This window comes from Homoserinimonas sp. OAct 916, assembly GCF_003260275.1.
Classification (GTDB): Bacteria; Actinomycetota; Actinomycetes; order Actinomycetales; family Microbacteriaceae; genus OACT-916.
On sequence record NZ_QJHB01000004.1, the window covers coordinates 239592 to 264803 of the forward strand.

24 protein-coding genes, 3 tRNA genes and 1 pseudogene are annotated in these 25212 nt (G+C 63.9%); 10 read left to right on the forward strand and 18 right to left on the reverse strand.

Annotated elements, in window-relative coordinates:
* Positions 1 to 4 precede the first annotated feature (4 nt).
* The 3 genes from DL891_RS06300 to DL891_RS06310 all read right to left on the reverse strand — a co-directional run bounded on the left by DL891_RS06300 (position 5) and on the right by DL891_RS06310 (position 2838).
* Positions 5 to 1099, reverse strand: coding sequence for an alanine--glyoxylate aminotransferase family protein (locus DL891_RS06300; RefSeq protein WP_111719574.1), 1095 nt, complete (start codon positions 1097 to 1099; stop codon positions 5 to 7).
* 79 nt (positions 1100 to 1178) lie between these two features.
* Positions 1179 to 1841 carry a VOC family protein gene (locus tag DL891_RS06305; RefSeq protein ID WP_111719575.1) on the reverse strand — a complete coding sequence of 221 codons (663 nt, stop codon included), beginning with the start codon at positions 1839 to 1841 and terminating at the stop codon, positions 1179 to 1181.
* 139 nt (positions 1842 to 1980) lie between these two features.
* Positions 1981 to 2838 (reverse strand): LysR substrate-binding domain-containing protein, encoded by an 858-nt coding sequence (locus DL891_RS06310; RefSeq protein WP_111719576.1) that lies wholly within the window; start codon positions 2836 to 2838, stop codon positions 1981 to 1983.
* Between the two features lie 208 nt (positions 2839 to 3046).
* Between DL891_RS06310 and DL891_RS06315 the strand changes: the two genes are divergently transcribed.
* From DL891_RS06315 to DL891_RS06330, 4 genes are all read left to right on the forward strand, one after another.
* Positions 3047 to 4351 (forward strand): MFS transporter, encoded by a 1305-nt coding sequence (locus DL891_RS06315; RefSeq protein ID WP_111719651.1) that lies wholly within the window; start codon positions 3047 to 3049, stop codon positions 4349 to 4351.
* 23 nt (positions 4352 to 4374) lie between these two features.
* Positions 4375 to 5325 carry an aldo/keto reductase gene (locus DL891_RS06320; RefSeq protein WP_111719577.1) on the forward strand — a complete coding sequence of 317 codons (951 nt, stop codon included), beginning with the start codon at positions 4375 to 4377 and terminating at the stop codon, positions 5323 to 5325.
* A gap of 234 nt (positions 5326 to 5559) precedes the next feature.
* Complete coding sequence (locus DL891_RS06325) at positions 5560 to 7032, forward strand: L-lactate permease (RefSeq protein ID WP_111719578.1); 1473 nt, start codon at positions 5560 to 5562, stop codon at positions 7030 to 7032.
* A gap of 85 nt (positions 7033 to 7117) precedes the next feature.
* Positions 7118 to 7990, forward strand: coding sequence for a hypothetical protein (locus DL891_RS06330; RefSeq protein WP_157962419.1), 873 nt, complete (start codon positions 7118 to 7120; stop codon positions 7988 to 7990).
* 297 nt (positions 7991 to 8287) lie between these two features.
* Here DL891_RS06330 and DL891_RS06335 read toward each other — a convergent pair whose 3' ends face one another.
* Positions 8288 to 9013, reverse strand: coding sequence for a hypothetical protein (locus tag DL891_RS06335; RefSeq protein ID WP_111719580.1), 726 nt, complete (start codon positions 9011 to 9013; stop codon positions 8288 to 8290).
* Positions 9001 to 9657 carry a helix-turn-helix domain-containing protein gene (locus tag DL891_RS06340; RefSeq protein WP_111719581.1) on the reverse strand — a complete coding sequence of 219 codons (657 nt, stop codon included), beginning with the start codon at positions 9655 to 9657 and terminating at the stop codon, positions 9001 to 9003. Before DL891_RS06340 ends, DL891_RS06335 begins: the two co-directional genes overlap by 13 nt.
* 23 nt (positions 9658 to 9680) lie before the next feature.
* On the opposite strand from DL891_RS06340, the gene DL891_RS06345 reads away from it, so the two are divergent.
* Positions 9681 to 10664 (forward strand): LLM class flavin-dependent oxidoreductase, encoded by a 984-nt coding sequence (locus DL891_RS06345; RefSeq protein ID WP_232819039.1) that lies wholly within the window; start codon positions 9681 to 9683, stop codon positions 10662 to 10664.
* A complete protein-coding gene (locus DL891_RS06350; protein WP_232819031.1) occupies positions 10664 to 11323 on the forward strand; it encodes an NADPH-dependent F420 reductase in 660 nt (219 codons plus the stop codon). The genes DL891_RS06345 and DL891_RS06350 overlap by 1 nt, the downstream gene beginning before the upstream one ends.
* Before the next feature lie 34 nt (positions 11324 to 11357).
* On the opposite strand, the gene DL891_RS06355 is transcribed toward DL891_RS06350, so the two are convergent.
* The gene (locus DL891_RS06355; RefSeq protein WP_111719584.1) at positions 11358 to 11825 is read right to left on the reverse strand and encodes a helix-turn-helix domain-containing protein; all 468 of its coding nucleotides are present in this window, start codon (positions 11823 to 11825) and stop codon (positions 11358 to 11360) included.
* A 95-nt stretch (positions 11826 to 11920) separates the two neighbouring features.
* Here DL891_RS06355 and DL891_RS17785 point away from each other — a divergent pair.
* A pseudogene (locus tag DL891_RS17785) lies at positions 11921 to 12277 on the forward strand (MFS transporter); the annotation flags it as partial.
* A 149-nt stretch (positions 12278 to 12426) separates the two neighbouring features.
* Here the strand turns inward: DL891_RS17785 and DL891_RS17460 are convergent.
* The 6 genes from DL891_RS17460 to DL891_RS06390 form a co-directional block, all read right to left on the reverse strand.
* A complete protein-coding gene (locus tag DL891_RS17460; RefSeq protein ID WP_232819032.1) occupies positions 12427 to 13365 on the reverse strand; it encodes a hypothetical protein in 939 nt (312 codons plus the stop codon).
* Complete coding sequence (locus DL891_RS06365) at positions 13365 to 13601, reverse strand: helix-turn-helix domain-containing protein (protein WP_111719652.1); 237 nt, start codon at positions 13599 to 13601, stop codon at positions 13365 to 13367. Before DL891_RS06365 ends, DL891_RS17460 begins: the two co-directional genes overlap by 1 nt.
* Positions 13602 to 13772: 171 nt before the next feature.
* Positions 13773 to 13846: transfer RNA gene (locus DL891_RS06370), tRNA-Met, on the reverse strand.
* A gap of 39 nt (positions 13847 to 13885) precedes the next feature.
* A tRNA-Thr gene (locus DL891_RS06375) sits at positions 13886 to 13957 on the reverse strand.
* Positions 13958 to 14098: 141 nt separating this feature from the next.
* On the reverse strand, positions 14099 to 15943 hold the full coding sequence (locus DL891_RS06380) for a M23 family metallopeptidase (protein ID WP_111719586.1): 1845 nt from the start codon (positions 15941 to 15943) through the stop codon (positions 14099 to 14101).
* 321 nt (positions 15944 to 16264) lie between these two features.
* Positions 16265 to 16346 (reverse strand) — tRNA-Tyr (locus DL891_RS06390).
* A 102-nt stretch (positions 16347 to 16448) separates the two neighbouring features.
* Between DL891_RS06390 and DL891_RS06395 the strand changes: the two genes are divergently transcribed.
* Positions 16449 to 16937 (forward strand): YajQ family cyclic di-GMP-binding protein, encoded by a 489-nt coding sequence (locus tag DL891_RS06395; RefSeq protein ID WP_111719653.1) that lies wholly within the window; start codon positions 16449 to 16451, stop codon positions 16935 to 16937.
* On the opposite strand, the gene DL891_RS06400 is transcribed toward DL891_RS06395, so the two are convergent.
* From DL891_RS06400 to ubiE, 3 genes are all read right to left on the reverse strand, one after another.
* Positions 16934 to 18319, reverse strand: a complete 1386-nt coding sequence (locus DL891_RS06400) for an FAD-dependent oxidoreductase (RefSeq protein ID WP_111719588.1) — start codon at positions 18317 to 18319, stop codon at positions 16934 to 16936. The two genes, DL891_RS06395 and DL891_RS06400, sit on opposite strands and share 4 nt — an antisense overlap.
* A 58-nt stretch (positions 18320 to 18377) precedes the next feature.
* The gene (locus DL891_RS06405) at positions 18378 to 19412 is read right to left on the reverse strand and encodes a polyprenyl synthetase family protein (RefSeq protein ID WP_111719589.1); all 1035 of its coding nucleotides are present in this window, start codon (positions 19410 to 19412) and stop codon (positions 18378 to 18380) included.
* A 78-nt stretch (positions 19413 to 19490) separates the two neighbouring features.
* Positions 19491 to 20261, reverse strand: coding sequence for a bifunctional demethylmenaquinone methyltransferase/2-methoxy-6-polyprenyl-1,4-benzoquinol methylase UbiE (gene ubiE, locus DL891_RS06410; RefSeq protein ID WP_111719590.1), 771 nt, complete (start codon positions 20259 to 20261; stop codon positions 19491 to 19493).
* A 39-nt stretch (positions 20262 to 20300) separates the two neighbouring features.
* Here ubiE and DL891_RS06415 point away from each other — a divergent pair, with 39 nt between their 5' ends.
* Positions 20301 to 21620 carry an isochorismate synthase MenF gene (locus DL891_RS06415; RefSeq protein WP_232819033.1) on the forward strand — a complete coding sequence of 440 codons (1320 nt, stop codon included), beginning with the start codon at positions 20301 to 20303 and terminating at the stop codon, positions 21618 to 21620.
* Between the two features lie 41 nt (positions 21621 to 21661).
* Here DL891_RS06415 and DL891_RS06420 read toward each other — a convergent pair whose 3' ends face one another.
* The 3 genes from DL891_RS06420 to DL891_RS06430 form a co-directional block, all read right to left on the reverse strand.
* Complete coding sequence (locus DL891_RS06420) at positions 21662 to 22477, reverse strand: PPK2 family polyphosphate kinase (protein WP_232819040.1); 816 nt, start codon at positions 22475 to 22477, stop codon at positions 21662 to 21664.
* Positions 22478 to 22698: 221 nt separating this feature from the next.
* Positions 22699 to 24432: a 2-succinyl-5-enolpyruvyl-6-hydroxy-3-cyclohexene-1-carboxylic-acid synthase gene (gene menD, locus DL891_RS06425; protein ID WP_111719593.1), complete on the reverse strand. Its 1734-nt coding sequence runs from the start codon at positions 24430 to 24432 to the stop codon at positions 22699 to 22701.
* Positions 24425 to 24790 (reverse strand): PLDc N-terminal domain-containing protein, encoded by a 366-nt coding sequence (locus tag DL891_RS06430; protein WP_111719594.1) that lies wholly within the window; start codon positions 24788 to 24790, stop codon positions 24425 to 24427. Before DL891_RS06430 ends, menD begins: the two co-directional genes overlap by 8 nt.
* Before the next feature lie 82 nt (positions 24791 to 24872).
* Here DL891_RS06430 and DL891_RS06435 point away from each other — a divergent pair, with 82 nt between their 5' ends.
* A complete protein-coding gene (locus DL891_RS06435; RefSeq protein ID WP_111719595.1) occupies positions 24873 to 25187 on the forward strand; it encodes a DUF4229 domain-containing protein in 315 nt (104 codons plus the stop codon).
* Positions 25188 to 25212 lie beyond the last annotated feature (25 nt).

Sequence of the window (25212 nt, forward strand, 5' to 3'; positions counted from 1 at the left end):
ACCGTCACGCCTTCGCTACAGCTTCTTTCAACGCGCCAAGAATGAGCGTTACGGAGGCGGGGTTGGCGTTCGGCCCCATCAGGCCGATCCGCCACACGGTCGACGCGAACTGACCCACGCCGGCACCGATCTCGATCTGGAACCTCTCCAGCAGGTAGCGCCTGACCTTCGCGGAATCCACGCCGTCGGGTACGACGACACTCGTCAGCTGTGGCAGTCGGTGGCCCTCAGCGGCGAACAGGTCGAGACCCATCTCCTCGATGCCGTTCTGCAACGCGGTGCCCGCGGCCCAGTGTCTGGCCCACACGTTCTCGAGCCCCTCGGCCAGCACCCGCTCGAGACCGGCCTCAAGGCTTGCGACCATCGCGACCGGTGCGGTGTGGTGGTAGGTGCGTCCCGACGCCTTGGTGCCCGCATAGCCTCCGAGCATCCCCAGGTCGAGGTACCACGACTGCGGCTTCTCGATGCGGCGCTCGAACGCGGCATCCGAGATCGTGAAAGGCGCCAGACCCGGGGCCACACCGATGCATTTCTGGGTGCCGGCGTAGCCCACGTCGATACCCCAGTCGTCGGCGGCCAGTTCGGTCCCGGCGATGGAGGTGACCGCATCTGCGATCAGGATCGCATCGCCCTTCAGTTCGCCCAGCGCGCTGATGTCCGACAGCGAACCGGTTGAGGTCTCGGCGTGTACGGCAGCGATCACCTTCGGGGCAGGATGCGCCGCGGCGACCCGTTCGGCATCCACCGGTTGCCCCCACTCGTGGTCGACACGCACCACCTCGGCGCCGCACCGGGCGGCGACATCACACATGCGCTCACCGAACAGACCGTTGACCGCGATCACCGCGACATCACCCGGCCCGACGGTGTTGACGAACGCCGCCTCCATGCCCGCCGATCCGGTCCCGCTCAGCGGCAGGGTGCGCTGGTTCGTGGTGCCCCAGACGGTGCGCAGCATCTCGCAGGTGTTGTCGAGGCGCTCAATGAACGCCGGATCGAGGTGCCCGAGCAACGGAAACCCCAGGGCAACCGTCGCCTCCGGGTATGCGTTGGTCGGTCCGGGACCGAAAAGATGGCGTTCGGGCATGATCTGCGGCACGATTGTCTCCTCGCTGAAGTGGTCACTCTCCCCTCTCACCCTACAGAAGAGGTGAAGGTGAGGTGCTGTCCTCAGCCAGTTACAGGCTGCTCACGAAGTCGCTGTCAAGCAGCACGGTGCCGCGCGGCGTTCTAAGCTCCAGCTCGAAACCGGACTCCCCCACCGCCACTTCGAGGTCGGCGCCGATCGCCGTCAACACGGGGTGCACCGAGTCTGGGCTCGGGTGCAACGCGCGGAATGCGAGCAGGTCGACCTGTGGCACCGTCATCGTCGCCGGGTGGCTGAACGAGCCAGACCAGTCGATCAGAAAGGGCACTACCCCGGAATCATCTGCGTACGGGGTTGTCAGGGTCCAGCTGAGCAGACTTCCATCGGGCAGCCGCCTCGACATGGTCTTCTGCTCACCGCAGTCGAAGCCGGCCTCCTTGGCCGTCTCGATGACCGCACTGATCCGTTCAGTGCGCAACGCCCAGGTGGCGATCCGGGTCGAGGTGAGGCCGCCGATCTTGAACGGGATGCGGTAATCAGCAACCGTCTCGTCCGGGTTGCGTCCGATGATCTCGAGATAGCTCGTGTCGGTGAAACGAACCAGGTAGTTGCGAGACCCGAGCCCTGCATGGTCACCGCCCAATATCGGCTCCACACCGGTGAGCTCTGCGAAGCGCCGAACCGTTTCAACAAGGTGCGGTGTCGCCAGCACGATGTGATCGAGACGGGTTGGAACCGCGGCAGTCGCATTCATCGCAGCACGGCTCCTTATCTCGACCGGATGCGCCCCTTCCTCCAGCGGGCGCTTGGGGCAGGGTGCTACCCGCCCCAAGTCTAGGCGGGGCGTCTCGCGGGCGGCCGAGAGTGTAGCGATACGGCGCGTCGCCCCCCGCCTACCGCCTCGCCAGCAACGGCCTCCCCACGATCGCCTGGGTGAGCGCAGCGACCGGGTCGGGCGCAGCCAGCGGGTTCGACAGCAGGGTGAAGTCGACCGCACCGAGTTCGGGCAGCGCGAACCGCTGGCTCACCCGCATCAGGTCTCCCGGGATCAGGGTCTGCGGAAAGATCGCGACCCCCAACCCGGCCCGCACCGCAGCCAACACACCACTCACCTCACGCGTGTTGCAAGTGATGCGCCAGGTGCGCCCTGCCTCCTCCAGGGCGGCGATCGACATCTGCCGGCTGATCGAAGGCCCCTGGTAGGTGATCAGCGGCACCGGTTGCTCTGGGTCGATGACGGTTTGCTCCTGACCGATCCAGACCATGGAATCACGGGACACCCTGGTGCCTTCGGTGGGGGCGTCTGGCGACTGTTTGATGAAGATAAGGTCGAGTTGCCCGGCCTTGAGCCGACGGTACAGCGGTGCGCTCTGGCCCACGGTGAGCTCCAGGTTCACCTCGGGGTTCAACTGGCGGAAATGCCGCAGGATTCGCGGAAGCTCTGTGATCGCCAGGTCGTCTGCGGTACCGAACCGCAACCGGCCCCGCATGGCGCTGCCGGTGAAATAGCTCGACGCCGCGGTGTGCGCTGCGAGGATGGTGCGCGCGAACCCGGCCATGGCGTCCCCGTTGTCGGTCAGATGAACGTCACGGGTGTCGCGCGAGACCAGTTGGCGGCCCGCCGCCTTCTCCAGCTTGCGCACGTGCTGGCTCACCGTCGGCTGGCTGAGCCCGAGCCTTGTCGCCGCGCCCGTGAAACTGCGCGTCTCGGCCACGGCAAGAAAAGTGGCGAGCAGGACGGGATCGTACATGTCGGCCCCAATCGTGAATACGGCATCAGTTGAAAACCATGGCACTCATTACAAACACGGGTCTCATTCGAAAACGCAATGGTAGATATAGCCTCAATTTAGTACAGGAATGGTGGTGTCGCCGGTAATCTCTATGACTACGCCCTCGATATTCTGCAGGACTCTTGTGACCTCCGCTCCCCACACCGCCTTTCCACCCACCGCCCCGATGCCCATTGCGGCAACCCCACCGCGCTGGCGCGACACTCTGGCATCCCTGAAAGTGCCAAACTTCCGCCTCTTCACCCTGTCCAACGTGATCGCGATGTCGGCCATCTGGATGCAGCGCATCGCCCAGGACTGGCTTGTGCTCGAACTCACCGGCAGCGTCGTTGCGGTGGGCATCACGGTGGCCATGCAGTTCTCCCCGATGCTCGTGTTCGGCCTGTTCGGTGGCGTGATCGTCGACCGCCGCTCGAAGCGGATGCTGTTGATGATCACGCAATCGATCATCGGGACGTTGAGCCTCCTGCTGGCCGTGCTGGCGCTGAGCGGCGCCGTTCAGGTGTGGCACGTCTACCTCATCGCCCTCGTCGTAGGATTTGTCAGCATCATCGACAACCCTGCCCGCCAGGTGTTCGTGAACGAGATCGTGGGACCGAGGCACCTGCGCAACGCAATCAGCGTGAACTCGTCGGTCTTCCAGCTCGGCGGCCTGATCGGGCCGGCCGTCGCCGGTATCCTGCTGGTGGCCGTCGGGGCCGGTTGGGCGTTCGCCATCAACGCGGCCGCCTGCCTGATCACCGTCTTCACGCTCTCACAGTTGCGCACCTCGGCGCTGATTCGCACGCCCCCCATGCCCCGGTCGAAGGGACAACTGCGGCAGGGCATCCGTTATGCCGCCGGCAAGCCGACGATTCTTTTCCCGTTGATCATGCTGGCCTTCCTGGCGGTGTTCGCGTTGAACATGCCGGTGATGCTCGCCGCATACGCGGCCGACGTGTTCAACCTCGGCGCCGGCGGCTACGGCCTGTTCAACAGCCTGGTCGCCACCGGGGCGCTGGTGGGCGCGCTGGCGTCGACGCGCACCGCTGGCGTGCGGCTTCGGAGCGTCATCGCCGCCGGCGGTCTCTGGGGAGTACTGCAGGCGACGGCGGGGCTTATGCCGAATGTGGTGGCCTTCAGCGCCGTGCTGGTGCTCTCCGGCTTCGCCACGCTGCTCTTCTTCACCGCAGCCAACTCGTTGATCCAACTCACCTCGAACCTGGGCATCCGCGGCCGCGTGATGAGCCTCTACGTGCTCATCATGATGGGCGGCCAAGCCCTGGGCGGACCCCTGATGGGCGTGATCGTCGAACACTTCGGAGCGCACTTCGGGATGATTGTTTCCGGGCTGGTCCCCGCCGTCGCCGCCGGCATGCTCGGCGTACTCCTGGCCCGGCGGGGCGGTTTGACGCTGCACTGGAGCAGACATCATCCCCTTCAGCTGGTCGTGCCGCGCCCCAGCGAAAATTCTCCTTCCCCTTTCGAGTGAACCCACGGCAAAGGAGTCTTGGCATGCTTCAACAACGGCAACTCGGCGATCTCACCGTCTCCGAGATCGGACTCGGATGTGTGGGAATGTCCGCAGAGTACGGAGCCGCGCACGAGAGGAATGAGAGCGCCTCGTTGAACACCCTGGAGCGTGCGTTCGAGCGTGGAATCACGTTCTACGACACGGCCGACTGTTATGGCCCATTCACCAATGAAGTTCTCCTTTCGAAATTCTTAGGCGACAAACGAGAAGACGTCGTCATCTCCACCAAGGCAGGACTGGTGCGTGAAACGGGAACGGACACGTACGTGATCAACGCCCGACCCGAGCACCTGAAGACGGCATGCACAGAATCGCTCCAGCGTCTGAACATCGAGGTGGTCGATATCTACTTCCTCCACCGGGTGGATCCTTGCGTACCGATTGAAGACAGTTGGGGCGCGCTCCTGGAGCTTCAGCAAGAAGGCCACGTGAAGCATCTGGGCATCTGTGAAGCCACTCGCGAGCAACTGGATGTGGTTCACCGAATGGGCGCAGTGACCGCCGTACAATCTGAGTTCTCCCTGTGGACACGCGACGCTGAAGAAGAGATCATTCCCTGGTGCGAGGCCAACGGGGCAGGTTTTGTGCCGTTTGCGCCATTGGGTCGCGGCTTCTTGACCGGAACCATCGCATCAGCAGATTTCGACGATGACGATATCCGCTCCACCAACCCGCGGTTTGCCCGAGAAGCCATTGCCGCGAATCAAGCAATCGTGGAGGGGATCAGAACAGTGGCGACGAACCACGGCGCCACACCCGCGCAGATCGCGATCGCGTGGATCCTGGCACAGGGCGAATCGATCGTCCCGATTCCCGGCACCAAGCAAGTCGCGTATATGGAGGAGAACGTGGGTGCGGCAACCATCGATCTCACACAAACCGATCTGGCACTACTGGAAGCGCTGCCTCCCACCGTCGGATCCCGATACTGAGCGGTTTCGCCGTGCGCGGGCCCGTTGACTTCGAGCACGCACCGGCGACGATGCGGCCGACGCAAGCCCGCCTTCACGCTCCGCGTAATACTAGGGTGGGGGCACAATGGACCACACGTGTGATTCGAACGCCATCGCCGGGGCAGCCCTGTGGCATTCGCCCAGGTTGCCAGAATCAACCCGACCCTTGACCCAGGCTCCACGGATGTCGATGACTCGTAGGCCGAAGACTCCGTGAACCCCCTGCTCACCCTTGCCGCCTCCGCACCGCTCCTGATCGTCTGCGGATTGCTGGCCGCTCGGGTCAAGGCCACACCGGCAGCACTCATCGCGATCATCGTGGCGATCGCCGTCTCACTCGCGTGGTTCCCGATCGATGGGGCAACCGCACTCGACACCGCCGGAACACTCGGCCCGCTCGTGCTCGAGGTGGTATTGATCATCCTGGGTGGAGTTCTTCTCGCCGAGATACTCACCGCGTCCGGGGCGCAATCGACGATCGCACAATGGCTGACCAGCGCGTGCCGGGGTCGTGGCCGCGTCGTACTGCTGATCTCGCTCGGTGTGACACCGTTCGCCGAATCGGTCACCGGCTTCGGTCTCGGAGTGATCGTGGCCATCCCGCTACTCATCCACATCGGATTGAGCCGCACGAAGGCGGCTGTGGTGGCCCTGCTCGGACTGGTGCTCGTGCCGTGGGGGGCGCTCGCTCCCGGCACTCTCATCGCGGCCCGGCTCGGAGGCGTCGACTTCGTGGGTGTCGGGGTCTGGGGTGCCGTGTTCACCCTCCCGGTGCTGTTGATCACCACTCCGGTGGTTCTTGTGATCGCCGTCGGGCGCGTGCAGGCCCGGCGATCCATCGTCGATGCCGTCATCGCCATCGGGGTGCTGTGGTCTTCCCTCATCGCCGCGAACCTTCTGCTCGGCCCGCCGCTCGCGGGTGCCACCGCATCACTGGTAACAATTCTGGCCATTCTGCTGGTCGCCCGAATCGTGGAACGCAACCGGCTCCATGCGGACCGTACTCTTGGGCGTGCCCTGCTGCCGTACGGGGTGCTGGTTCTCGGTCTGCTCACCACCTCAGTGCTGGATCGGATGCTTCCCCTCGGCATGACGGGGCGCATCCTGGCCAGCCCCGCCCTGTGGCTGTTCGTGACCGCTGCGCTCGCTCTCAGGCTGCTGCGACTCATGCCAGACCTCGTGCCCACCCTCGTGCGCAGCAGCGCCAGGCGCGGCATTCCGGTTGCGCTCACCACCGGGCTCTTCCTCGTGCTCGGTGGCCTGATGGCAGCGAGCGGCACCAGCCTGTACCTGGCCCAGGCCGCGTCGCAGCTGGGCCCCGCCTACTTGTTGTTCATCCCCCTCATCGGCGCCATCGGCGGCTATGTCACCGGATCCAATTCCGGCTCGGCCGCCATGTTCTCGGCGAGCACCGCCCAGGCGGCGATCACCATTGGCGCAGACCCCCTCACCGCGGTGGCCGCCCAGAACGTGGCCGCATCGGCGGCCACCATGGCATCCCCTCCGCGCGTGGCGCTCGCGATGAGTGTGGCGGCCGCAACCGCCGACGCGGAGCCGGCCGCAGTGATCGGGCATGACGCTTTGGAGTCAGAAGGGCCGCTGCGCTCAGCACCGGTGACCCAGGTCACCCTGCTGGTGGCCACCTCGATCGCGGTGACCCTCGGCCTGTGGTTGCTGGTTCTCTAAGCGGCCCGCGCGCCCCAGCCCCGGCGACACGGACCGCGGAACCACTGCCGCGCCGGACCGGACCGGACCGAACTAGGATTCATCTGTGAGTCCTCGTCGACTGATCACACGGGTAGACGCTATCCTGCTCGCAAGCGTGTTGCCGCTGCTTTCAGGATGCGCTGACAGCGCCGCAACACAGTTGCCTGACGGCGTGAGCGTGAGTGTTCACCAGGGCCGGTTGGATGGGCAGGCGCGCCGCCTGCAGATACGCATCAGTAACAGCGCCGACATCCCGCTTGCCATCGATCGTTTGAGTTTCAGCTCTGCAGCGTTCACCACGGCCGCCGAGTACCCCAAAGTGCCGGTTGTCATCGCGCCCAGGGAGGCGACCAACATGCCAGTACTCCTCGGCGAGTCGGTGTGTGATGCCACGAAGACGACGCCATTCGTCACGGTAGATTTCAGTACCAGCGCAGTCCATGGCCACACCACGGTGATCCCGGAGGACGCGCTGAACCAATTGGCTGGCGTGACGGACCGAGACTGCCTGGACGCATCGATCTCGAAAATTGCCGTGATCTCGGGGCCGACGGATCTGCGCATCCAGACCGTCAAGGGCAATCCAGTCGCCCTGATCGATTTGCAGGTCGAGCCGACCGGTGCATCAGCCAGTTTCACCCTCGTTTCAGCGCGGGACACTCCGCTTCTGCGACTGATCGACGTGAACGACCCGCAACCGGTCTCTTTGCTTCCACTCGCCATCGAGGTGTCAGGAGAGGACTCGCCGTCCACAGTGACCATCGCCGTGGTTCCATCGCGCTGCGACGCCCACGCGTTGGCGGACGACAAACGGGGCACGATCCTCCCGATCGACGTCGAAGCGGGTCGCCGATCCGGCGTCAGCTACTTCCCCGTGTCTGAGAAGATCAAGGCCGATCTCTACGAGTACATTCGCGAAACATGCGCAGCCCGATGAGAGAAGAAATGACGAAGCCCCCACGATGGCGAGATCGTGGGGGCCTGTCGTAGCGGGGGCGGGACTCGAACCCGCGACAACACGTTTGTGTCTGACCAACCTTTTCCGCGCTGTTGCGTTCTCCGCAAACTCGAATAATCTCGATCTGACTAGGTGTTTCTTGTGACGTACAGGATTACTATATCAAATCAGCACGGCTCGCCTAGACCGATCTAGAGCGAATAAACGTTGAATAAACGTGCGCGTATCGAGTCCGGGTCACCTGCCCGAATGAGCCCGGCACTTCGCTTGGTTTCGTCATCCGAACTGTGCCGCCACGCGTAGACGGTCGAGACCCTCCGCGGCGCCTGCGGCGCTCGTGGCCAAGGGGTCCGTCATGGCAGCCTCGTATGCCGTGAACAGCTTGTCCCTCTCCTTGCGGTTCAGTCCGTCGCCCACCCGGTCCGAGATCCGGATCAACGAGGAGAGAATAGCGAGATCTTGTAGGTGGCGGCCGCGTAGAGGATCTCTCGTGATGCCATACGCAAATGCTTTCCCCAGTAGCGCTCCCTGAAGTGTTGGACGATAAACCGTCGCTACCTCACGCAGATGTAAGACCTCGAGCGGCTCAGCACGGTCAAGGACGTTCTGGGCACCCGGTGTTTCAAGAGTCGTCCCGCCACGCACGCCAATGCGCTTGGCGCGGGCACCGATCCCCTCAGGGAGCAGAATGTCGATCTGGCCCTCTCCATCAGTCCACCGGTGCTGATGGCCCCGCCAATCCTCACCATCCGGCTCGAAGCCGCAGTCGACCAGTGCCTGAGTGAACTCCCGCATGATGGTCGGGTGAGCTCGGATATCGAGCACGGCATCGCCATCATCGGTCGGACGCATGGGGTCGCTCTGGCGCTCCCAGCACCACAACTGGACCATTTGGCCGCCGATGAGGCACCAGCCGCCTCGGACAATCTTCGCCACGGCGATAATTCCACGCCATGACGCCTCTTGCTTCGTCGTCATGGCGGGCAACGTCAGCGGCGCCATTGGACACCCTTCAATAGTTCGAGCGCGCGGCCATCCTCGCGTGGACGATTCCAATCGACAAGGTCGGCAATCACCAGCCCCAGAAGGACAGGCCTGGCAGGTCTTTTCGCGACGACATGTAGGCGAATGTTCGGTGATGAAGACCTGATCAGCAAGTTGTCTTGCACGAAGCGATCCAGGTCAGTAACCCCGATGTACCCTTCGAACTCGGCGGAGACCGAGAGCCCCGCACGCGGGTCACTGATTCCGGATGCCACAACTCTCGAGTCTGCGGCAATCTCCGGGATGTCTAACGTATTTGCGGCAACCTCCACCGCGTTGATCTGGCGCGCGCGCATCCAGGAATAAAGCAGTCGCAGTGGATCATCGTCATCGCGAAGGCGCTCGATATACGTGCCGAGAAAGAAGCGCTCTTGGGCGTCAAGGTCGCGCAGTTCCTTGCCCGACATCGCGTTGACGAGCAGCCCGGCCATCTTGGAACTCAACGGTCGACGATTCGCCACCCGCTGATTCACCTCGCCCTGCTGGATCACCCACGATCTACCGACGCGCTGAGCAGCGACCTGACCGGAATTGATCATTGTAAGCGCACGCTGCCGAGACACCCCACGGGCCTTGGCGAACTCGGCGACACTCAGCTGCATTGAACAATTATAGTCGTTCGACAATAGAAGCTCAATGCTCGCATCAATCGCTCTTTGCGTACCTTCGGGCCGACGAGGTCGGCGTCGATGTCATCGCGGTAGGAGAGCATCACCGGCGGGAGTTTGCGATCTCGGCGCCAGACACCCTGCTGGCCGGCATCGCCACCGCAACGAAGAACATCCGTCTCTCCTCGGGCGTCACGGTACTTTCCTCCGACGACCCCGTGCGGGTCTTTCAGCGCTTCGCGACCGTCGACGCACTCTCGAATGGGCGTGCCGAAGTGATCCTCGGGCGCGGATCGTTTACCGAATCCTTCCCGCTGTTCGGTTACGACCTGTCCGATTATGAGGTGCTCTTCGACGAGAAGATCGACCTTTTCCATAAACTCCTAGACGAAAAGCCGGTGACCTGGGAAGGGACAACTCGTGCCGCCTTGCATGAGGCCGACGTATTCCCGAAGACAGAGTCGGGGCGGTTGAAGACCTGGGTCGGTGTGGGTGGCTCACCGCAGTCGGTGATCCGCACCGCAAACTACGGCTTCCGGCTCATGCTCGCCGTTATCGGCGGCTCCCCAGAGCGTTTCGTGCCGTACATTGATCTGTATCGTCGCGCGACCGAGCAGTTCGGAACGACCGCCCACCCGGTGGGCTTGCACTCCCCCGGGTTCATCGCCGACACTGACGAGCAGGCAAAAGAAATAGTTTTCGAGGACTACAAGGCAATGCGTGACAAGATCGGCGCGGACCGCGGCTGGCCACCTATGCGCCGCGCGGAGTTCGAATCCGAGGCCGCCCACGGCTCGCTCTACATTGGTTCCCCCGAAACGGTGGCCAAAAAGATTGCGAAAACGATCAGCACCTTGGGCATCGGTCGCTTTGACCTCATCTACAGCGGCGGCGCTGTTCCCGCCAGCGACCGCCTGCGCGCCGTGGAACTGTACGGCACGAAGGTGATCCCGATGGTGCGCGAGCTCCTCGCCGACCAACGCGCGAGTGGAGAAAAATGATGAACGACTCCGCAATACTAGGCGGAACGATTGGAATTCTCGGGGCCGGTAAGGTCGGCACCGTGCTCGCCCGCCTGGCGATGTCTGCCGGCTATCGGGTATTGATCGCCGGATCGGGAGACCCCGCGAAAATTTCGCTCACAGTCGATGTCTTGACCCCGGGTGCGACAGCGGTATGGGCAGCGGATGCTGCCAGCGCTGCCGACATCGTCATCCTTGCTCTCCCGCTTGGTAAGTACCGCACTCTGCCGGTCGCGGAGCTGGCGGGAAAGCTCGTCATCGATACGATGAACTACTGGTGGGAGACCGACGGTATCCGGGACGAACTGAGTGACCCCCGAACCTCGAGCAGCGAGATTGTGCAGGAGTTCCTGCCGGAGTCACGAGTGGTCAAGGCGCTCAACCATATGGGCTATCACGACCTGGACGACGGGTCCCGAGGCCCCGATGCTGACGAACGAAAAGCGATCGCCATCGCAGGCGGCGACGAGGTAGGGGTGGTTGCCTCATTTGTGGATGAGTTGGGTTTCGATCCGCTCATCCTCGGTAGCCTCGCCGAGGGTGCGCGTCTGCAGCCCGGCAACGCTGCATTCGGTGCCAATCTCCCGGAAGAAGAACTTGCCGCACTCCTCGGCCGCCGCACAGCAGCCACAGCCTGAGTGATACTTCGGCGGTGATTGCCCGTGGGGCACGTCACAGTGTCGCCTCACCATGCGGCCGGCTCTGGCTGCCGGTCACGGTGCGCACGAACGCCGTGTCAACCGATCTGACGATTGATCCGTCATCATCGACGAGTGATACGTGGATCTGTCTACCCGAGTCCTGCCGTACCGGCAGAATCTCACGCGGTTTGTTTGACACCAGGTGCTCGTCACCCCACTGCTGCAACGAAATCAACACGGTCAACAATTCTTGGCCAGCAACCGTGCGATCGTATGCGTGACGTGTGCGCTGGCCCGCCTTCTGGTACGGAACCTTCTCGAAGATGCCGTACGTCACGAGTGATTTCAGTCGCACGCTGAGCACGTCAATCGCAATGCCCAGAGCGTCACGAAACTCCTCGAACGTACGTCGACCCAAAAAGGATGAACGCAGGATCAGGTAAGTCCACGGATCGCTGAGAACTCCGAGAGTTCGCGTGATCCCACACGAGCTTTCCATGGCATCCGCGACAGTTTTGACTTTGGCGGCATCCTCCCACCATATCCGGACTTGCTATTTCAAGTCAGCAAGTTGGATTGGGGACACCAACGTGGATGGTCGACAGGAGTGTTCGTGCGTCTTTTCCCGCGTCGTCGCCTGCGCACGCGGGGCGCCTTGTGGGGATCCGCTGCGGTGCTTGCCCTGACATTGTGGTCCAGGGGCGCACCCAGCGTGCTCTAACCGAGCTGTCAGGCCCAGTCTGTCAGGCCCAGTGGAACCTGAATCCGGCAATCGTCACGTTGGCGTTCGCCACCTACCAGGTGTCGCTCATCGTTGTGTTGCTCCTTTTCGGCAACCCGTCAGACCGTTTCGGGCGTCGTGTCGTGATGATCTGGGGAATCGGTCCTATCGCCGCATCGGCGGTGGTCTTCGCGTTCGCCCCGAACGTGATGTTCCTGTTCGCGGGCCATCTACTGCAGGGGGCCGGGTCGGGGCTCGCGATGGGGGCGGCAACCGCATCACTCGTGGAGAACAACATCTCCCGCAACCCGCAACCCGTGGTTCGCCAGCACACTCGCCACGATTGCCACCGCCTTTGGGCTCACACTTGCTCTGGTCCTCAGCGGCACCCTCGCCCTGTTCGCTCCCTTGCCACTGTTTTGAAGCTACATTGTGCTCCTCGTTCGTATTCTCGCGACGATCGTTGCCCTCGCCTGCGCCCCGGATGTCCGCCCAGCTGAGGCCGCACGTTGGCGGTTCGCGTCTGACGGAGCACTCCGGCACCGGTTCGAACCACGACCGTTCCGTCGATGTGCACCCGGGGCGGGTCGGCGGCCATGTCCACGTCGCACCGGCGCAGTGCCAGCGCCTCGCCGATGCGTGTCGCCGTGCCGAGCATCACCTCGATCAGATCCCGGACCTGGCCGTCGGGTTTCGGCCCCTTGGTGCCCTCCGCCGTGCGCCAGTCGCGGGCGGCGACCCGGATCGCCGCGATCTGCTCCGCGGTGAGCGCCTTCGGGGTGTGTCGGGGTTTCTTCATCCGTGAGGTCTCCGTGACGGGGTTGCGCGGGATGATCTCCCGCCGGACCGCGAACGCCATCACCAGGCTCAACAGGGTGCGAGAGTGCTTCGCGCGCGTGTACGACGTCGCCCGCTGCATCTTCAGGTAGCGCTCGACCCGCCCGACCGTCACCTCGCGCACCGTGTAGTGCACAAAGGCCGGCAGCACGAGGCCGCGCAGTTCCCGTTCGTAGACCTCTTTCGTGCTCTCGGCGCCGTCGACGTCCAGCCGCAGGTCCTCAAGCCAGGCCTCGGCGAGCAGCACGAACGGGGAGCCTGCGTTCACCGCGTCGGTGGTGTCCCCGGCCCGCATCTGCTCGGCAAGGTCGACCTTGAGGGCGGTCACCGCCTGGTTCCGGCTCGACCCGGTGGCGGTGACCTGACGGGCCTGACCGTCCCTGTCGCGAAACCGGGTCGGGGCCCGGAATCGTCCGGCGCCGACGGCGACCGTTCTGATCGAGCCGAACGTGCCGATCGGCAGGCGTGGCCGGCCGGCCATCAGCGCGCTCCTCGATCGTTTTCTCTGCCGCCTGGTGGTTGGTGGAGCCCGTCCAACCAGCGGAGGATCTCGGAGACCCGGTAGCGGATCTCCCGCTCGACCCGCATGCCACTCGGGCCGCGCCCGTCGGTGCGCAGATCGTAGATGGCCTGCACCTGCACGCCGAGATACTCGGCCAGCTCGCTTGTGGTCAGTGCCGGCTCCAGGCCCAGCCCGGAAAGTTGTTCAGTGTCCATGCCCCAGAGGTGCTCCAGGCTGGCCCAGCTGGGCCGAACCCGGTCGTGCACTATGCCCGCAGGAACCCGCGGGGGCAGGGTTTCATCGAATAAACGTTGAATAAAAGTCAAACGCATCAAGTCTCTGCCTTTTCACTAAGACAAGAAACCCTGATCAAACGATGTTTACAGTAGCGGGGGCGGGACTCGAACCCGCGACAACACGATTATGAGCCGTGTGCTCTAACCACCTGAGCTACCCCGCCGCAACTTTGGCACGAGCAGCATTCGCTCGTGAAAGTCAGAGCCCCCTGTGGGAATTGAACCCACTACCTCTTCCTTACCAAGGAAGTGCTCTACCAATGAGCTAAGGGGGCGAACCGGTTTTCTCACGACATACCGGTGCCACGGTGCCGAATGGCACCGTTCGAGGATAGCACCTCTTTACCCTCGCGGGGCACCAGCGCTCCTCGACCTTCCCAACCGGGCTCGATCGACGAATGCCGATACTCCGAAAACTAGTTCGTGTGGTCGTACAGCCACTCGAGCGGATCCACATTCGTGACTCCGTCGACGCGAATCTCGAAGTGCAGATGGGGCCCGGTCGACATGCCTGTCGTGCCTGTGAGGCCAATCTCGTCGCCGACTTTCACCGTGTCGCCCGCCTCGAACTTCATCGAGTCGTACTGCATATGGGCGTACACGCTGCTGACCAAACGACCATCGATCTGGTGGTCGATGATCATGTGCACACCCAGGCTGCCACCGCCGTTCTCCGCGACGCGAACCACGCCGTCGGCAATCGACTGAATGGGCGCGCCGTCACCCGGGTTGAAGTCCTGCCCACGGTGATTACTGGAGCAGCCTGCACAGTCGCGGTAGCCGTAGCGGTCGCCGATGTGCACCCCGACCGGGAACGGCCACTGGATGGTTCCGTTGGGGTTGTTGGTGAAGGTGGCTTCCATGCGGATACCACTCTGCTGGGCGATCTTCTCCACCGAGCTCGTCTCGTACCCATCTCTGGCAACCGTGAGCGTGTCGCCGCTGGCCGCGGTGTAGGACTGCGGTGCTTCACGCGGGGCGGTCTGGCTGGCGGTCGCATGGATGCTGTGGCGGGCCGCGACATCAGACTGACTCAACAGGGCGGCTGCCGGAGTGGTCGTCGCGATCATCAGCCCGGCGACGAACGTCATGGCAACAAACGGAAACCCTTTGGCCAGCACTCTGCGTGCCTTGCTGCGCGCCGGCCGCTTGGAGGCGCGGGCTGGTGGCCGTGATTCTGAGCGTGCAACCTGGGGACGGCCACGTGCAGCGGTCTTCTTCTCTGCACTCGGGCGAACGCCCCGCCGCTCGCGCCTGGCTGCCAGAACGCTTTCAACGGGAAGCTCCGCCGGAGACTCGGCGGCTACGGGCGTTGTCTCCGGTGTCAGGCGCACGGTCGGGGCCGACATCGGTTGGATTGTGGCTGCACGGCCCCGGTCGCGCCGGAACGAAGAACTACTCGGAGCAACTGGCGCGGTCTCGACCTGCTCCAAGACGATCGGTGCGTCCGGGGCGACCTCAATCGCTTCCGCGCGCTCAAGAACGATCGGCTCTGCTTCAATCGGCGCTGCTGCAATCGGCTCTGCTTCAACCGGTTCAGCTGAGATCAACTCTGGCTGGCCCGACTCAACCGCGGTCAACCCGGTGGCGCCCTGCGCAACCACGCCCTCGATGGTCGCACTCTCGGAGGTCACAAGCTCAGTGTTCGCAAGCTCAGTGTTCGCGAGCTCAGTGCTCGCACGCCGGGTCGGGGCTGGTGCTGCTAACGGGGCCCGCGCGGCCAATCGGAGTGCGCGGCGCGACGGGAGAGCGGGAACGGAGGCTGGGGTTGGGGCTGCGGCTGGTACTTCCGCAACGCGGCGTACCGAAGGGGCGACCGAGACGGTGGTGCCAGCAGGTTCTGTGGTGCGAGCAGGTTCTGTGGTTTCAGCAGGTTCTGTGGTTTCAGCAGGTTCTTTGGTGACAGCGGGCTTTGCGGAAACCGGGGCCCGTAGTTCGACCGGAGCCTGAACGGCAATCACGGGTTGCGGGGCGACCTGAGACTGGGGAATGACCGGCATCTGGGGAGCGACCCGCATTTCGGGGGCGACAGCAGTCGCCAGCGTTTCTGGGGCTGGCTCGACGGCCAGAGTCATCGGCTTTTCTGCAGAGATCGAGATGTTGGCAAACCGTGGCCGGATGTCGTTCGAGGGCAGTGTCATCGCCGGTCCGTCGAGCGGATCGGTTCCCGCAGCAACGAGCCGGGCACGCTCGCGTTCCCGCAGTTCCCGCCGCGTCAGTGGCGTCTGAATAATCTCCGAGGGGTCGACATGCACAGGCATGACGCGCTTCGGATCAGATGATGGCAAGAGTCAATGAAACTTTCGTTTGATACGGCTTCTGCTCGTTACTGGCCCCCAAATTGGAAAGTAACGAATCTATAAACCCTAACTGTTTCCGGCTGTAAATTCCATGAACACCGAAGCTTTGGCCCTCCGACTGGGGACAATCAGCCACGAAACGCTCGTGTGCGCAGAGGTCGACTCGCCGCGGATCATGGTAGTGGCGGCCTCAATCGGTGCCGGCAGAATCACGATCGAACAGCTCGCAGATGCACTGATGGCCCCGGAGACACATCCTCGGGGCCATCAGTGTTTCTTCGGTGGCAAGTACTGGATTCGAACCAGTGAAGGCTGAGCCGTCTGATTTACAGTCAGATCCCTTTGGCCGCTTGGGTAACTTGCCGCACGCACTCGATATTAGTGCCCAATCGGTCGCCCACGAAAATCCGTGGCACGGATTTCGTTCGGAAGTGTCCTCCTGCGCACCTTTGGCTACGATGGCCACATGGCTGATTCAACGTTTGACATCGTGAGCAAGGTCGACAAGATGGAGGCGGACAACGCCCTCAACCAGGCACAGAAGGAGATCGCTCAGCGTTATGACTTCAAGAACGTCGGGGCGTCGGTGGATTGGAGCGGCGAGAAACTGTTGATGAAGGCGAGCAGCGAGGAGCGTGTCAAAGCGGTTCTCGAGGTGCTTGAGTCGAAGTTCATCAAGCGCGGCATCTCGTTGCGCAGCCTCGACACCGGCGAACCGTACGCAAGCGGAAAAGAGTTTCGCATCGAGGCGAGCCTGAAGCAGGGCATCGACCAGGCCGACGCGAAAAAGGTCACCAAGATGATCCGCGATGAGGGCCCCAAGTCGGTCAAGGCGCAGATCCAGGGCGACGAACTGCGCGTCTCGTCAAAGAGCCGCGACGACCTGCAGGCGACCATGGCCATGTTGAAGGCCGCCGACTTCGACGTCGACCTCCAGTTCGTCAACTTCCGCTAGACGCCCTCGCCCGCCCGCCCGCCGCCGCCGCCGCGGGAAATCTCCACCATCTCGTCGCGGGGCACCACTTTGACGCGTTGGCGCCCCGATGCCTGACCGAGTGCGAGTTCGTGCGCGTCGAGTTCGTGCCAGCCGTCGATAGTTGTGTAGCGAATACCACGGGAGGACAGCATCCGGGTCACCGCATCCTCCTCCGGTTCGGCCGGCGACCACCAGCTCGCCTGGTCGGTGATGAGGTGCTTGACCGTTTCCATTGCGTCGGACTTCGTGTGGCCGATCAGTCCGGTGGGGCCACGCTTGATCCAACCGGTGGCGTACACGCCGTGCATCTGCTCGTTGTGCTCGGTGAGCACCTGGCCCTCGAAGTTCGGGATCACCCCGCGCCGCTCGTCAAAAGGCACCTCGTCGAGCGGCGAGCCGAGATAGCCGACGGCCCGGTAGACGGCCTGCACCGGTATCTCGCGGATCTCACCGGTGCCGGTCACCCCGCCTTCGCCGTCGGGGGTCATCCGCTCATAACGGAACGCGCCCACGCTCAGCCCGTCTGCTGCGGCCACGATCTCAACCGGTTTGGCATAGAAGTGCAGGTGAATGCGCCGGGAGGCACCGGTCGCCTCGCGCTCCCGCCACTTGCCCATGATGCGGCTGATCACCAGTACCTGCTTGTTCGTGTCGATCGCCGCCTGTGATGCAGGATCCAATTCGAAGTCCTCTTCGTGCACGAAGAGGTCGGTGTCGGGTACCTCACCGAGTTCACGCAGTTCGAGTGGGGTGAACTTGACCTGCATCGGCCCTCTCCGCCCGAAGATGTGCACGTCGGTGACCGGCGACGCGGCCAGGCCGTGTTGCACATTCTCGGGGATCTCGGTGGACATGAGGTCGTCCACCTGCTTGGCCAAGATGCGCGCCACGTCGAGGGCGACGTTTCCGTTGCCGATCACCGCGACGGATTCGGCCGTGAGAGGCCAACTGCGCGGCACATCCGGGTGGCCGTCATACCAGCTGACGAAATCGGCGGCACCGTACGAGCCGGCGAGGTCGATGCCGGGGATGTCAAGACCGGCGTCCTCCACCGCGCCGGTGGAGAAGATGACCGCGTTGTAGTGTCGCTTGAGGTCGGCCATGGTGAGGTCTTCGCCGTAATGAACATTGGCGAACAGTCGGATCTCACCGCAGTCGATCACGTCGCGAAGGGCGTTGATGATTCCCTTGATCCGAGGATGGTCGGGGGCAACCCCGTACCTGACCAAGCCGTACGGCGCCGGGAGACGTTCGAACAGGTCGATTGAAACGTCGAAGTCCCGGTCGGCCTTGAGCAGCAGATCGGCGGCATAGATTCCGGCCGGGCCGGCCCCGATGATCGCCACCCGCAGTTTCGTCATGTTCTCCACCTTTGTTGATACGTCTCAGATCGCGTGACCAGGCCCGGCAGTCTCGGACCTAGCTCGAACGGTCGAGCAACACCTCGGTGAATCGCACCAGTGCCTTCTTCACCGAACCCTCTGGCACAGCACCCAGCGACGCCACTGCCGCGTTCGCCCACTGGCGTGCGGTCTCAAACGTCTCGGCGGTCACCGGATGCAGTCGCAGTTCCTCGATCACCTGGAGCGCCTTGGGGTCGTCGGCAGCGGCTTCGACCACATCACGTTCGATCCGTTCGACGAGCTCGGCAGCCGCCTGATCGAGAACGGCCAGTTCACGCAGTTTCAACAGGGGGAGCGTGGCCACGCCGGCACGAAGGTCGGTTCCCGGCGTCTTGCCGGTCTGTTCCGGCTGCGGCGACAGGTCGATCACGTCGTCGACCAGCTGGAAGACTACGCCCACCTTCTCGCCGTAGTCGCGAACTGCCGTGATGACATTCTCGTCCGCACCGGCGAACAGGGCCCCCATCTCGGCGGCGGAGGAGATCAACGAACCGGTCTTGTCCGTCAGCACACCGAGATAGTGCTCGATCGGATCATCGCCCTCCTGCGGGCCGACGGTCTCCCGCAACTGACCCAGGACCAGGCGTTCAAAGGTGTCGGCCTGCAACCGGATGGCCTTTTCCCCGAGCCGCGCGACAAGTTGACTTGCCCTGGCGAACAACAGGTCACCGGCCAGAATTGCCACCGAATTGCCCCACACTGTGTGCGCGCTCGGCACTCCCCGGCGCATTTCAGCCTCATCCATGACGTCATCGTGGTAGAGGGAAGCAAGATGAGTGATCTCCACAGCGGTCGCCGCAACGATCACTTTCGGCCCCGTACCATTACCCAATTGCGCAGCGAGAAGGGTCAAAACCGGTCGCACCCTTTTGCCGCCGGCGTCCAGCAGGTACCGGGCAGTGACATCGGCGACCGGATCTGCGAAACGTGCCTCCTTGTCGAGTGCCGCCTCGACCAGTGCGAGTCCGTCGTCGATCTGCTTGGCAAGCGCGCGGTCCTTCAGGGTGGCGCCGACGAAGAGTCGGGCGCTGAGTGCCAGATGCGCCGACATGACCTGGCTGTGACGACCCGGCCGGGTGCTGACTTTCACGTGATCTACCTAACGGTTTCGGGAGTGGGAGGTTGCGCTTCAATCCGCGTCTGTGGCGGTGTGGATCCGGGCGGATGCCACTGGCACGGTGAGCCCCGTGGGCTTCGCCGGGTCTTTGACCCCGCGATGCACTGCAACAATGCCAGCAGTCAGGTTACGGTAGGCGACCTGGTTGAATCCAGCCTCGCGCATCCACGCGGCCAGAACAGGCTGGTCGGGCCAGTCGATGATCGACTCCGACAGGTAGCTGTATGCCGCAGGGTTGGATGAGGCAAGCGCCACCAGCGACGGGGTTACCTTATCCAGGTAGAACCGGTAAAAACTTCGGACCACGCGGTTCGGTGGCGTGGAGAATTCGCAGATCACGAGTCGGCCGCCGGGTTTCAGCACTCGGTACATCTCGGCCAGCGCGGTGGCCGGGTCGACGATGTTTCGCAGTCCGAAAGAAATCGTCACGGCATCGAAGGAGCTCGCCTCAAAGGGCAGCGCCGTGGCATCCGCCCAAGTGAACTCGAGGTTCGGCACGTGCTTGTTGCGCTCGGCTCCGACCGCGATCATGCCGCGCGAAAAGTCCGCTGCCACTACTTCGGCGCCGCTTTTGGCCAGAGCCGCGCTGGAGGTGCCTGTTCCGGCCGCAAGGTCGAGCACCCGTTCTCCCTCGCGCGGCGAGACCGTACGAGCGGTCACGATTCGCCACAGCCAGGAGTTGCCCACCGACATCACCGCGTTGGTGCGGTCGTAATGGGTCGACACCTCATCGAACATGTGCGCCACCTGTTCGGGCTGCTTGCTGAGGTCTGCTTTGGTCACAGACCCATGTTACTTGGCGCTCGGGCGTAGGCTTGTCGGGTGATTGCCACTCGTACGCCGGTGACGACATTGACGGTCGAAACGACCTTCACCGACGAAACCATTCGCCTCCTCCCCCTCGCCGACCCCCGACAGCCGCTGGTCTGGGCGCGCGGCGACGACGCCTTTGTCGGCGTCGGCTGCGCGCTCCGGCTCGAGTTCACCGGGCCAGACCGCATGCTCGACGCCGGGCGGGCCTGGGCCGAGGTGGCCCACGCAGCAACCATAAACGACGAGGTGGGTCTGCCGGGGTCAGGGCTGATCGCCTTCGGCTCGTTCACCTTCTCCGCACTCAGCGGTGTCACCAGTGTGCTGATCGTTCCCCATGTCGTGTACGCGCGCCGTGGTGATCGCCAGTGGGTCACGCGCATCCGTGCGACCGGGGATGGGTCGATCGAGGACGCCACCAGAGACGGCGCGGCGGCTGAGCCCGAGCTTCAGGCGGCTGAAGGCGCAGTGACGGCGAGCAGGATCGCTTCTGCCGGCATCCCCGACCCAAGCTGGGCCCCGGTCACGTTTCGCTCGGGCGTGATGACCGAGCGAATGTTTTCAGACACGGTCCGTGCTGCTACGCGAAGCATCCAGCGCGCAGCTGTTGAGAAGGTTGTGATCGCCCGGGACGTTGTCGGTGAGTTATCGGCTGCCGCCGACCTGCGGCATCCGCTCGCATCCCTCAGGAGCGACTATCCGGACTGCTGGACGTTCGCGGTGGACGGGTTGATGGGAGCCAGCCCCGAAACACTGGTGCGTGTACACCGTGGCGCTGTCGATGCCCGGGTGCTCGCCGGCACCACGGCCCGGGGCGCCGATGCCACCGCCGACGAGGAGCAGGCTCGTGCGCTGGCCGCCAGTGCGAAGGAGCGCGACGAGCACGACTTCGCCGTGCAGAGCGTGCTCGACGCGCTTCGCCCGCACTGCGCCGATGTGACAGCGAGCGACACCCCATTCACGCTCCAACTGCCCAACCTGTGGCACCTGGCCACCGACGTGCAGGCATCTCTCAGCGACCGCTCCACATCGTTGGACCTGATCCACGCCCTGCACCCGACGGCTGCGGTCGCCGGCACTCCCACCCCCGACGCGATCCGACTGATCGAGGAACTCGAATCATTCGATCGGGGCCGTTACGCCGGACCGGTCGGCTGGGTCGGAGCCGACGGCGACGGAGAGTGGGCAATCGCCCTCCGTTGCGCTCAAGTCGACGAGGCCGGGCAGGTGCGTGCATATGCCGGTTGTGGCATAGTCGCGGGGTCGAACGACCGGCGCGAACTGGCCGAGACCGCCATGAAGCTCAGGCCGATCGTGGACGCCTTTGGCTGAGGCCTCCTCCGCGACCGCTCAACCATTCGACAGCTCGCGGTTCAGCTCGCCGCGAGCCGTGCCCGCTCCACGTCGACATCAAAATGGGGTGCAGGCCAGCGTGGGTCGAGCTCGTCCAACGCGTCGATCAGAAGTGCCTGAACGGCTAGTCGCGCATACCACTTGTGGTTCGCCGGCACGACGAACCACGGGGCGTCTGCCGTAGACGTTCTGGTCAATGCCACCTGAAAGGCGTCCTGATATGCCGGCCAGAGCATGCGTTCATCCACGTCTGCGGGGTTGTACTTCCAGTACTTGTCGACGCGTTCGACACGTTCGGTCAAGCGCGACTTCTGCTCGCCAGAACTGATGTGCAACATCACTTTGATGATCGTCGTCTCTGACGCGACCACGTCCTCCTCGAAATCCTTTATCGCACCATAGCGTCGCTCGATCTCCTCGGGCGCTGCCAACTGTCGCACCCTGCCGATCAGTACGTCTTCATAGTGGGACCGGTCGAAGACCCCGATCATCCCGGCATCGGGCAACGCCTTTTCGACGCGCCAGAGGAAGTCGTGCTGAAGCTCTTCCGGGGTGGGTTTCTTGAAGGCTGTAGCCTGCACCCCTTGGGGATCGACCCGGCCGACCACGTGCCTGAGGATCCCACCCTTGCCTGCAGAATCCATCGCCTGAAGCACCAGCAGCACTGAACGATTCTGCCCCGTCCGACTTTCGGCGTAGAGCCTTTCCTGCAGTTCTGCCAACGGCTTGACGCCGGCCGCGAGGGCTTCCTGACCGGCGACCTTGCCAGCGCTGAATCCCGGGGTGGCATCGGGGTCGACCTCTGAAAGCACGAATCCCTCGCGCACTCGAAGCAGGTCGCCCGGCCGTTGATCCCATTCCGTGCGGTACTCCGACGCGTGCCTGCCGGCAGCCGACTGTTCGTCGCCAGAATCCTGTGACGTGTCGACGCCGTACTCCTGGCTTTTCGCCTTATCCTTTTTCTTGCTCTTCTTCTTGGTCTTGTGCTTGGACACCCGCTGCGTCTCCTTCGACCCCGGCCGCGCTTCTGTGTGGTGCAGCCACGTGTGTTGTGATCTTACCGGGCGAGCGGAACCTCCAAAAGGTTCGGCCCCGTGATCGGCGCCGTGAGGGCGCGCTCCAAGTCGTTGCGGTTGTCGGCGCGGGTGTAGCCCCAGCCGTAGGCGGCGGCGAGCGCCGAAAGGTCGACGTGTTGCGGGGTGGTCAACACCCGATCCATCGCCTCGGGCGTCGCCGTGCCCGCAACTTCGAGCCGGTCAAAAATCGTGCCGCCGTTGTCGTTTCCGACGATCACCTGAATCGCGGGCCTTCGCTCCTGCGTGCCGAACAAGAGGGCGCCAGCGTCATGCAGGGCTGCCAGGTCCCCGAGCAGCACCCGCGTGGTTCCGCCCCCCGCGCTCGCCTCAGTGGCCAGGGCGATGCCGATACCGGTGGCGATGGTTCCGTCGATTCCGGCGAGGCCCCGGTTGCTGTGCACGGTGATCCGTTTTCCGGTGACCCAACTGTCGAGTTCCCGAATCAACCGGGATGCTCCGAGTAACAGTCGGTCGTGCGGCCAGGTCACCCGCCAGAGGGCGTCGGCGAGCATCCGCCGAGTCACCGGCTCTCGCATGATGGCCAGTTCCTGTTGCGCGAACTCGGCGCGAGCAGCGAGAGACGGCGCCCTGGCGGATTCCATCGTGGACGCAGCCTGGTCACCGTTTCGTTGCTCCTCGGCGGCGAGCGCAGACCTGCCGGCGGCAACCCACTGGCCCAGCCACCGTCTGGCGTCGTCATCGGCGATGGGATCTTCGGCCACGACGTGTTCCTCAAACCGGGACACCCGGTGGCCGGGGTTGTACTTCTCGGTACCCGGCGCCGCAACCACGATCGTCTCGACGCCATCACGGCCGATCAACTGCGGCACCTCGCGGCTGAGAGTCGGATGCCCGAAGACGATGACCCGCTGCACCTGGCCGGCCAGGGTCTCATCGGCCAGCAGCGTGCGGTAGGCCAGCACCAGGTTGGGGCCGAACCTCGCTCGGCTGGATACCTCGGCGATCAGGGGCCAGCCGCCTGCTCGCGCGAACTCTTCGGCGGCCGGGCCGGCATCAGCACCGGCGACCACGATCGTTCCCGGTGCTCGCCCGATCACGGCGGGTGCCGACGCCGCGACCTGGGGTTGGCTCTGGGGCCGACGCAACGACACTGCTTGCCACCACATTTCCAGGTCGTCGACCGTCGACGACAGCGGTTCGCGAAACGCGAGGTTGAGCTGCACCGGTCCGGGATTGCCCGTCTGCATGCCGGTCGCTGCGGCGACTGCCCTCTGGGCCAGCTGCATAGCCACGGCGTCTTCTCCGTCCGCGCCTTCCGGGGCCGGCACATCGTCGCACATCCGTGTCGAGGGCCCGTAGATCCCGGGTTGTTGTGTGGTCTGGTTGGATCGGATGCCGCGCATTTCCACCGGGCGGTCGGCCGTGAGCAGAATGAGCGGAAGGCCGCTGTGATGGGCCTCGAGCACGGCGGGGTGCAGGTTGGCCACGGCGGTTCCGCTCGTGGTGATCACAACCACCGGAGCACGCGCCTCCCGCGCGAGGCCGATGGCCAAAAATCCGGCAACGCGCTCGTCGATGCGCACATACAGCCGGATGGCTCCGATGCGTTCAAGCTCAGCGGCGACCAGGGCCAGCGCCTGAGACCGGGAACCCGGGCTGAGTACGATGCTCTCGACGCCGTCGGCGACGAGTCCTGTCAGCAGACTGCGGGCGAAACGGCTCGCGGGAGACGAGACCTTATCAGGTTCAGGCATCCCGTCGGCCGGGTCCGGTGCTGTCGGATCCGTCCTCGCGGGGCCCGTGCTTGTCGCCCTCGGCCAGCTTCTCCTCCAGCTTGCGGATGCGCTCCTGGCGGGCCCGGTCGGCACCGAGCCTGTTCAAGAACTCGGGGTCGTCGTCAGGTGCCATCGAACGCACGCGCCCCGACTCGCGGCCGCGGCCGATCCAGAACCAGAGCACGCCGCCGATCACCGGCAGCAGAATGACGACAACCACCCATGCCGCCTTCGGCAACCCGCGCACACGATAGGGTGCCGTGAACGCACAGTCGATCACCGCATAAACGGTGAAGACGACCGCGGCCACAATCAGCCCCACGTAGAAACGCATCATGCTTTCATGGTAGCCCTGAACACTGGGAGATGTGGGTGTGCATCGTGCCCGAATCATCAGACAAGACACCTAAACTGAAGTCATGAAAGCGTCACGCACGTGGGTTCTTTACTCGGTCATCCGGGTGGGGGTCTTCTTTGCCGTCTTCGCGCTCCTGATGGTCTACGACATCTCCTGGTGGCTGTCGGCAATTCTGGCCGCGATCATCTCACTCTGCGTCTCCTACCTGTTTCTGCGCAAGCCGCGTGAGCGACTCGCCCAGAACCTGTACGAGCTGCGCCACGGCACCGCCGAGGTCTCCTCTGACAACGATGACGACGAGGTGGAGGATGCCGCGGTGGATCGCGCACTTCAGACTCAGCCGGAGAAGCACCCGACCAATCCCCCGCAGCAGTAGGGCGCATCCGAATCGGGGTTCAACC

Coding starts and splice junctions, on each gene's coding strand:
- DL891_RS06305 (WP_111719575.1), bottom strand. CDS start 1,841: ATGAATGCGACTGCCGCGGTTCCAACCCGTCTCGATCACATCGTGCTG.
- DL891_RS06310 (WP_111719576.1), bottom strand. CDS start 2,838: ATGTACGATCCCGTCCTGCTCGCCACTTTTCTTGCCGTGGCCGAGACG.
- DL891_RS06315 (WP_111719651.1), top strand. CDS start 3,047: ATGCCCATTGCGGCAACCCCACCGCGCTGGCGCGACACTCTGGCATCC.
- DL891_RS06320 (WP_111719577.1), top strand. CDS start 4,375: ATGCTTCAACAACGGCAACTCGGCGATCTCACCGTCTCCGAGATCGGA.
- DL891_RS06335 (WP_111719580.1), bottom strand. CDS start 9,013: ATGGCGCCGCTGACGTTGCCCGCCATGACGACGAAGCAAGAGGCGTCA.
- DL891_RS06340 (WP_111719581.1), bottom strand. CDS start 9,657: ATGCAGCTGAGTGTCGCCGAGTTCGCCAAGGCCCGTGGGGTGTCTCGG.
- DL891_RS06350 (WP_232819031.1), top strand. CDS start 10,664: ATGAACGACTCCGCAATACTAGGCGGAACGATTGGAATTCTCGGGGCC.
- DL891_RS06355 (WP_111719584.1), bottom strand. CDS start 11,825: ATGGAAAGCTCGTGTGGGATCACGCGAACTCTCGGAGTTCTCAGCGAT.
- DL891_RS17460 (WP_232819032.1), bottom strand. CDS start 13,365: ATGGCCGGCCGGCCACGCCTGCCGATCGGCACGTTCGGCTCGATCAGA.
- DL891_RS06365 (WP_111719652.1), bottom strand. CDS start 13,601: ATGGACACTGAACAACTTTCCGGGCTGGGCCTGGAGCCGGCACTGACC.
- DL891_RS06380 (WP_111719586.1), bottom strand. CDS start 15,943: ATGCCTGTGCATGTCGACCCCTCGGAGATTATTCAGACGCCACTGACG.
- DL891_RS06395 (WP_111719653.1), top strand. CDS start 16,449: ATGGCTGATTCAACGTTTGACATCGTGAGCAAGGTCGACAAGATGGAG.
- DL891_RS06400 (WP_111719588.1), bottom strand. CDS start 18,319: ATGACGAAACTGCGGGTGGCGATCATCGGGGCCGGCCCGGCCGGAATC.
- DL891_RS06405 (WP_111719589.1), bottom strand. CDS start 19,412: ATGTCGGCGCATCTGGCACTCAGCGCCCGACTCTTCGTCGGCGCCACC.
- menD (WP_111719593.1), bottom strand. CDS start 24,432: ATGCCTGAACCTGATAAGGTCTCGTCTCCCGCGAGCCGTTTCGCCCGC.
- DL891_RS06430 (WP_111719594.1), bottom strand. CDS start 24,790: ATGATGCGTTTCTACGTGGGGCTGATTGTGGCCGCGGTCGTCTTCACC.
- DL891_RS06435 (WP_111719595.1), top strand. CDS start 24,873: ATGAAAGCGTCACGCACGTGGGTTCTTTACTCGGTCATCCGGGTGGGG.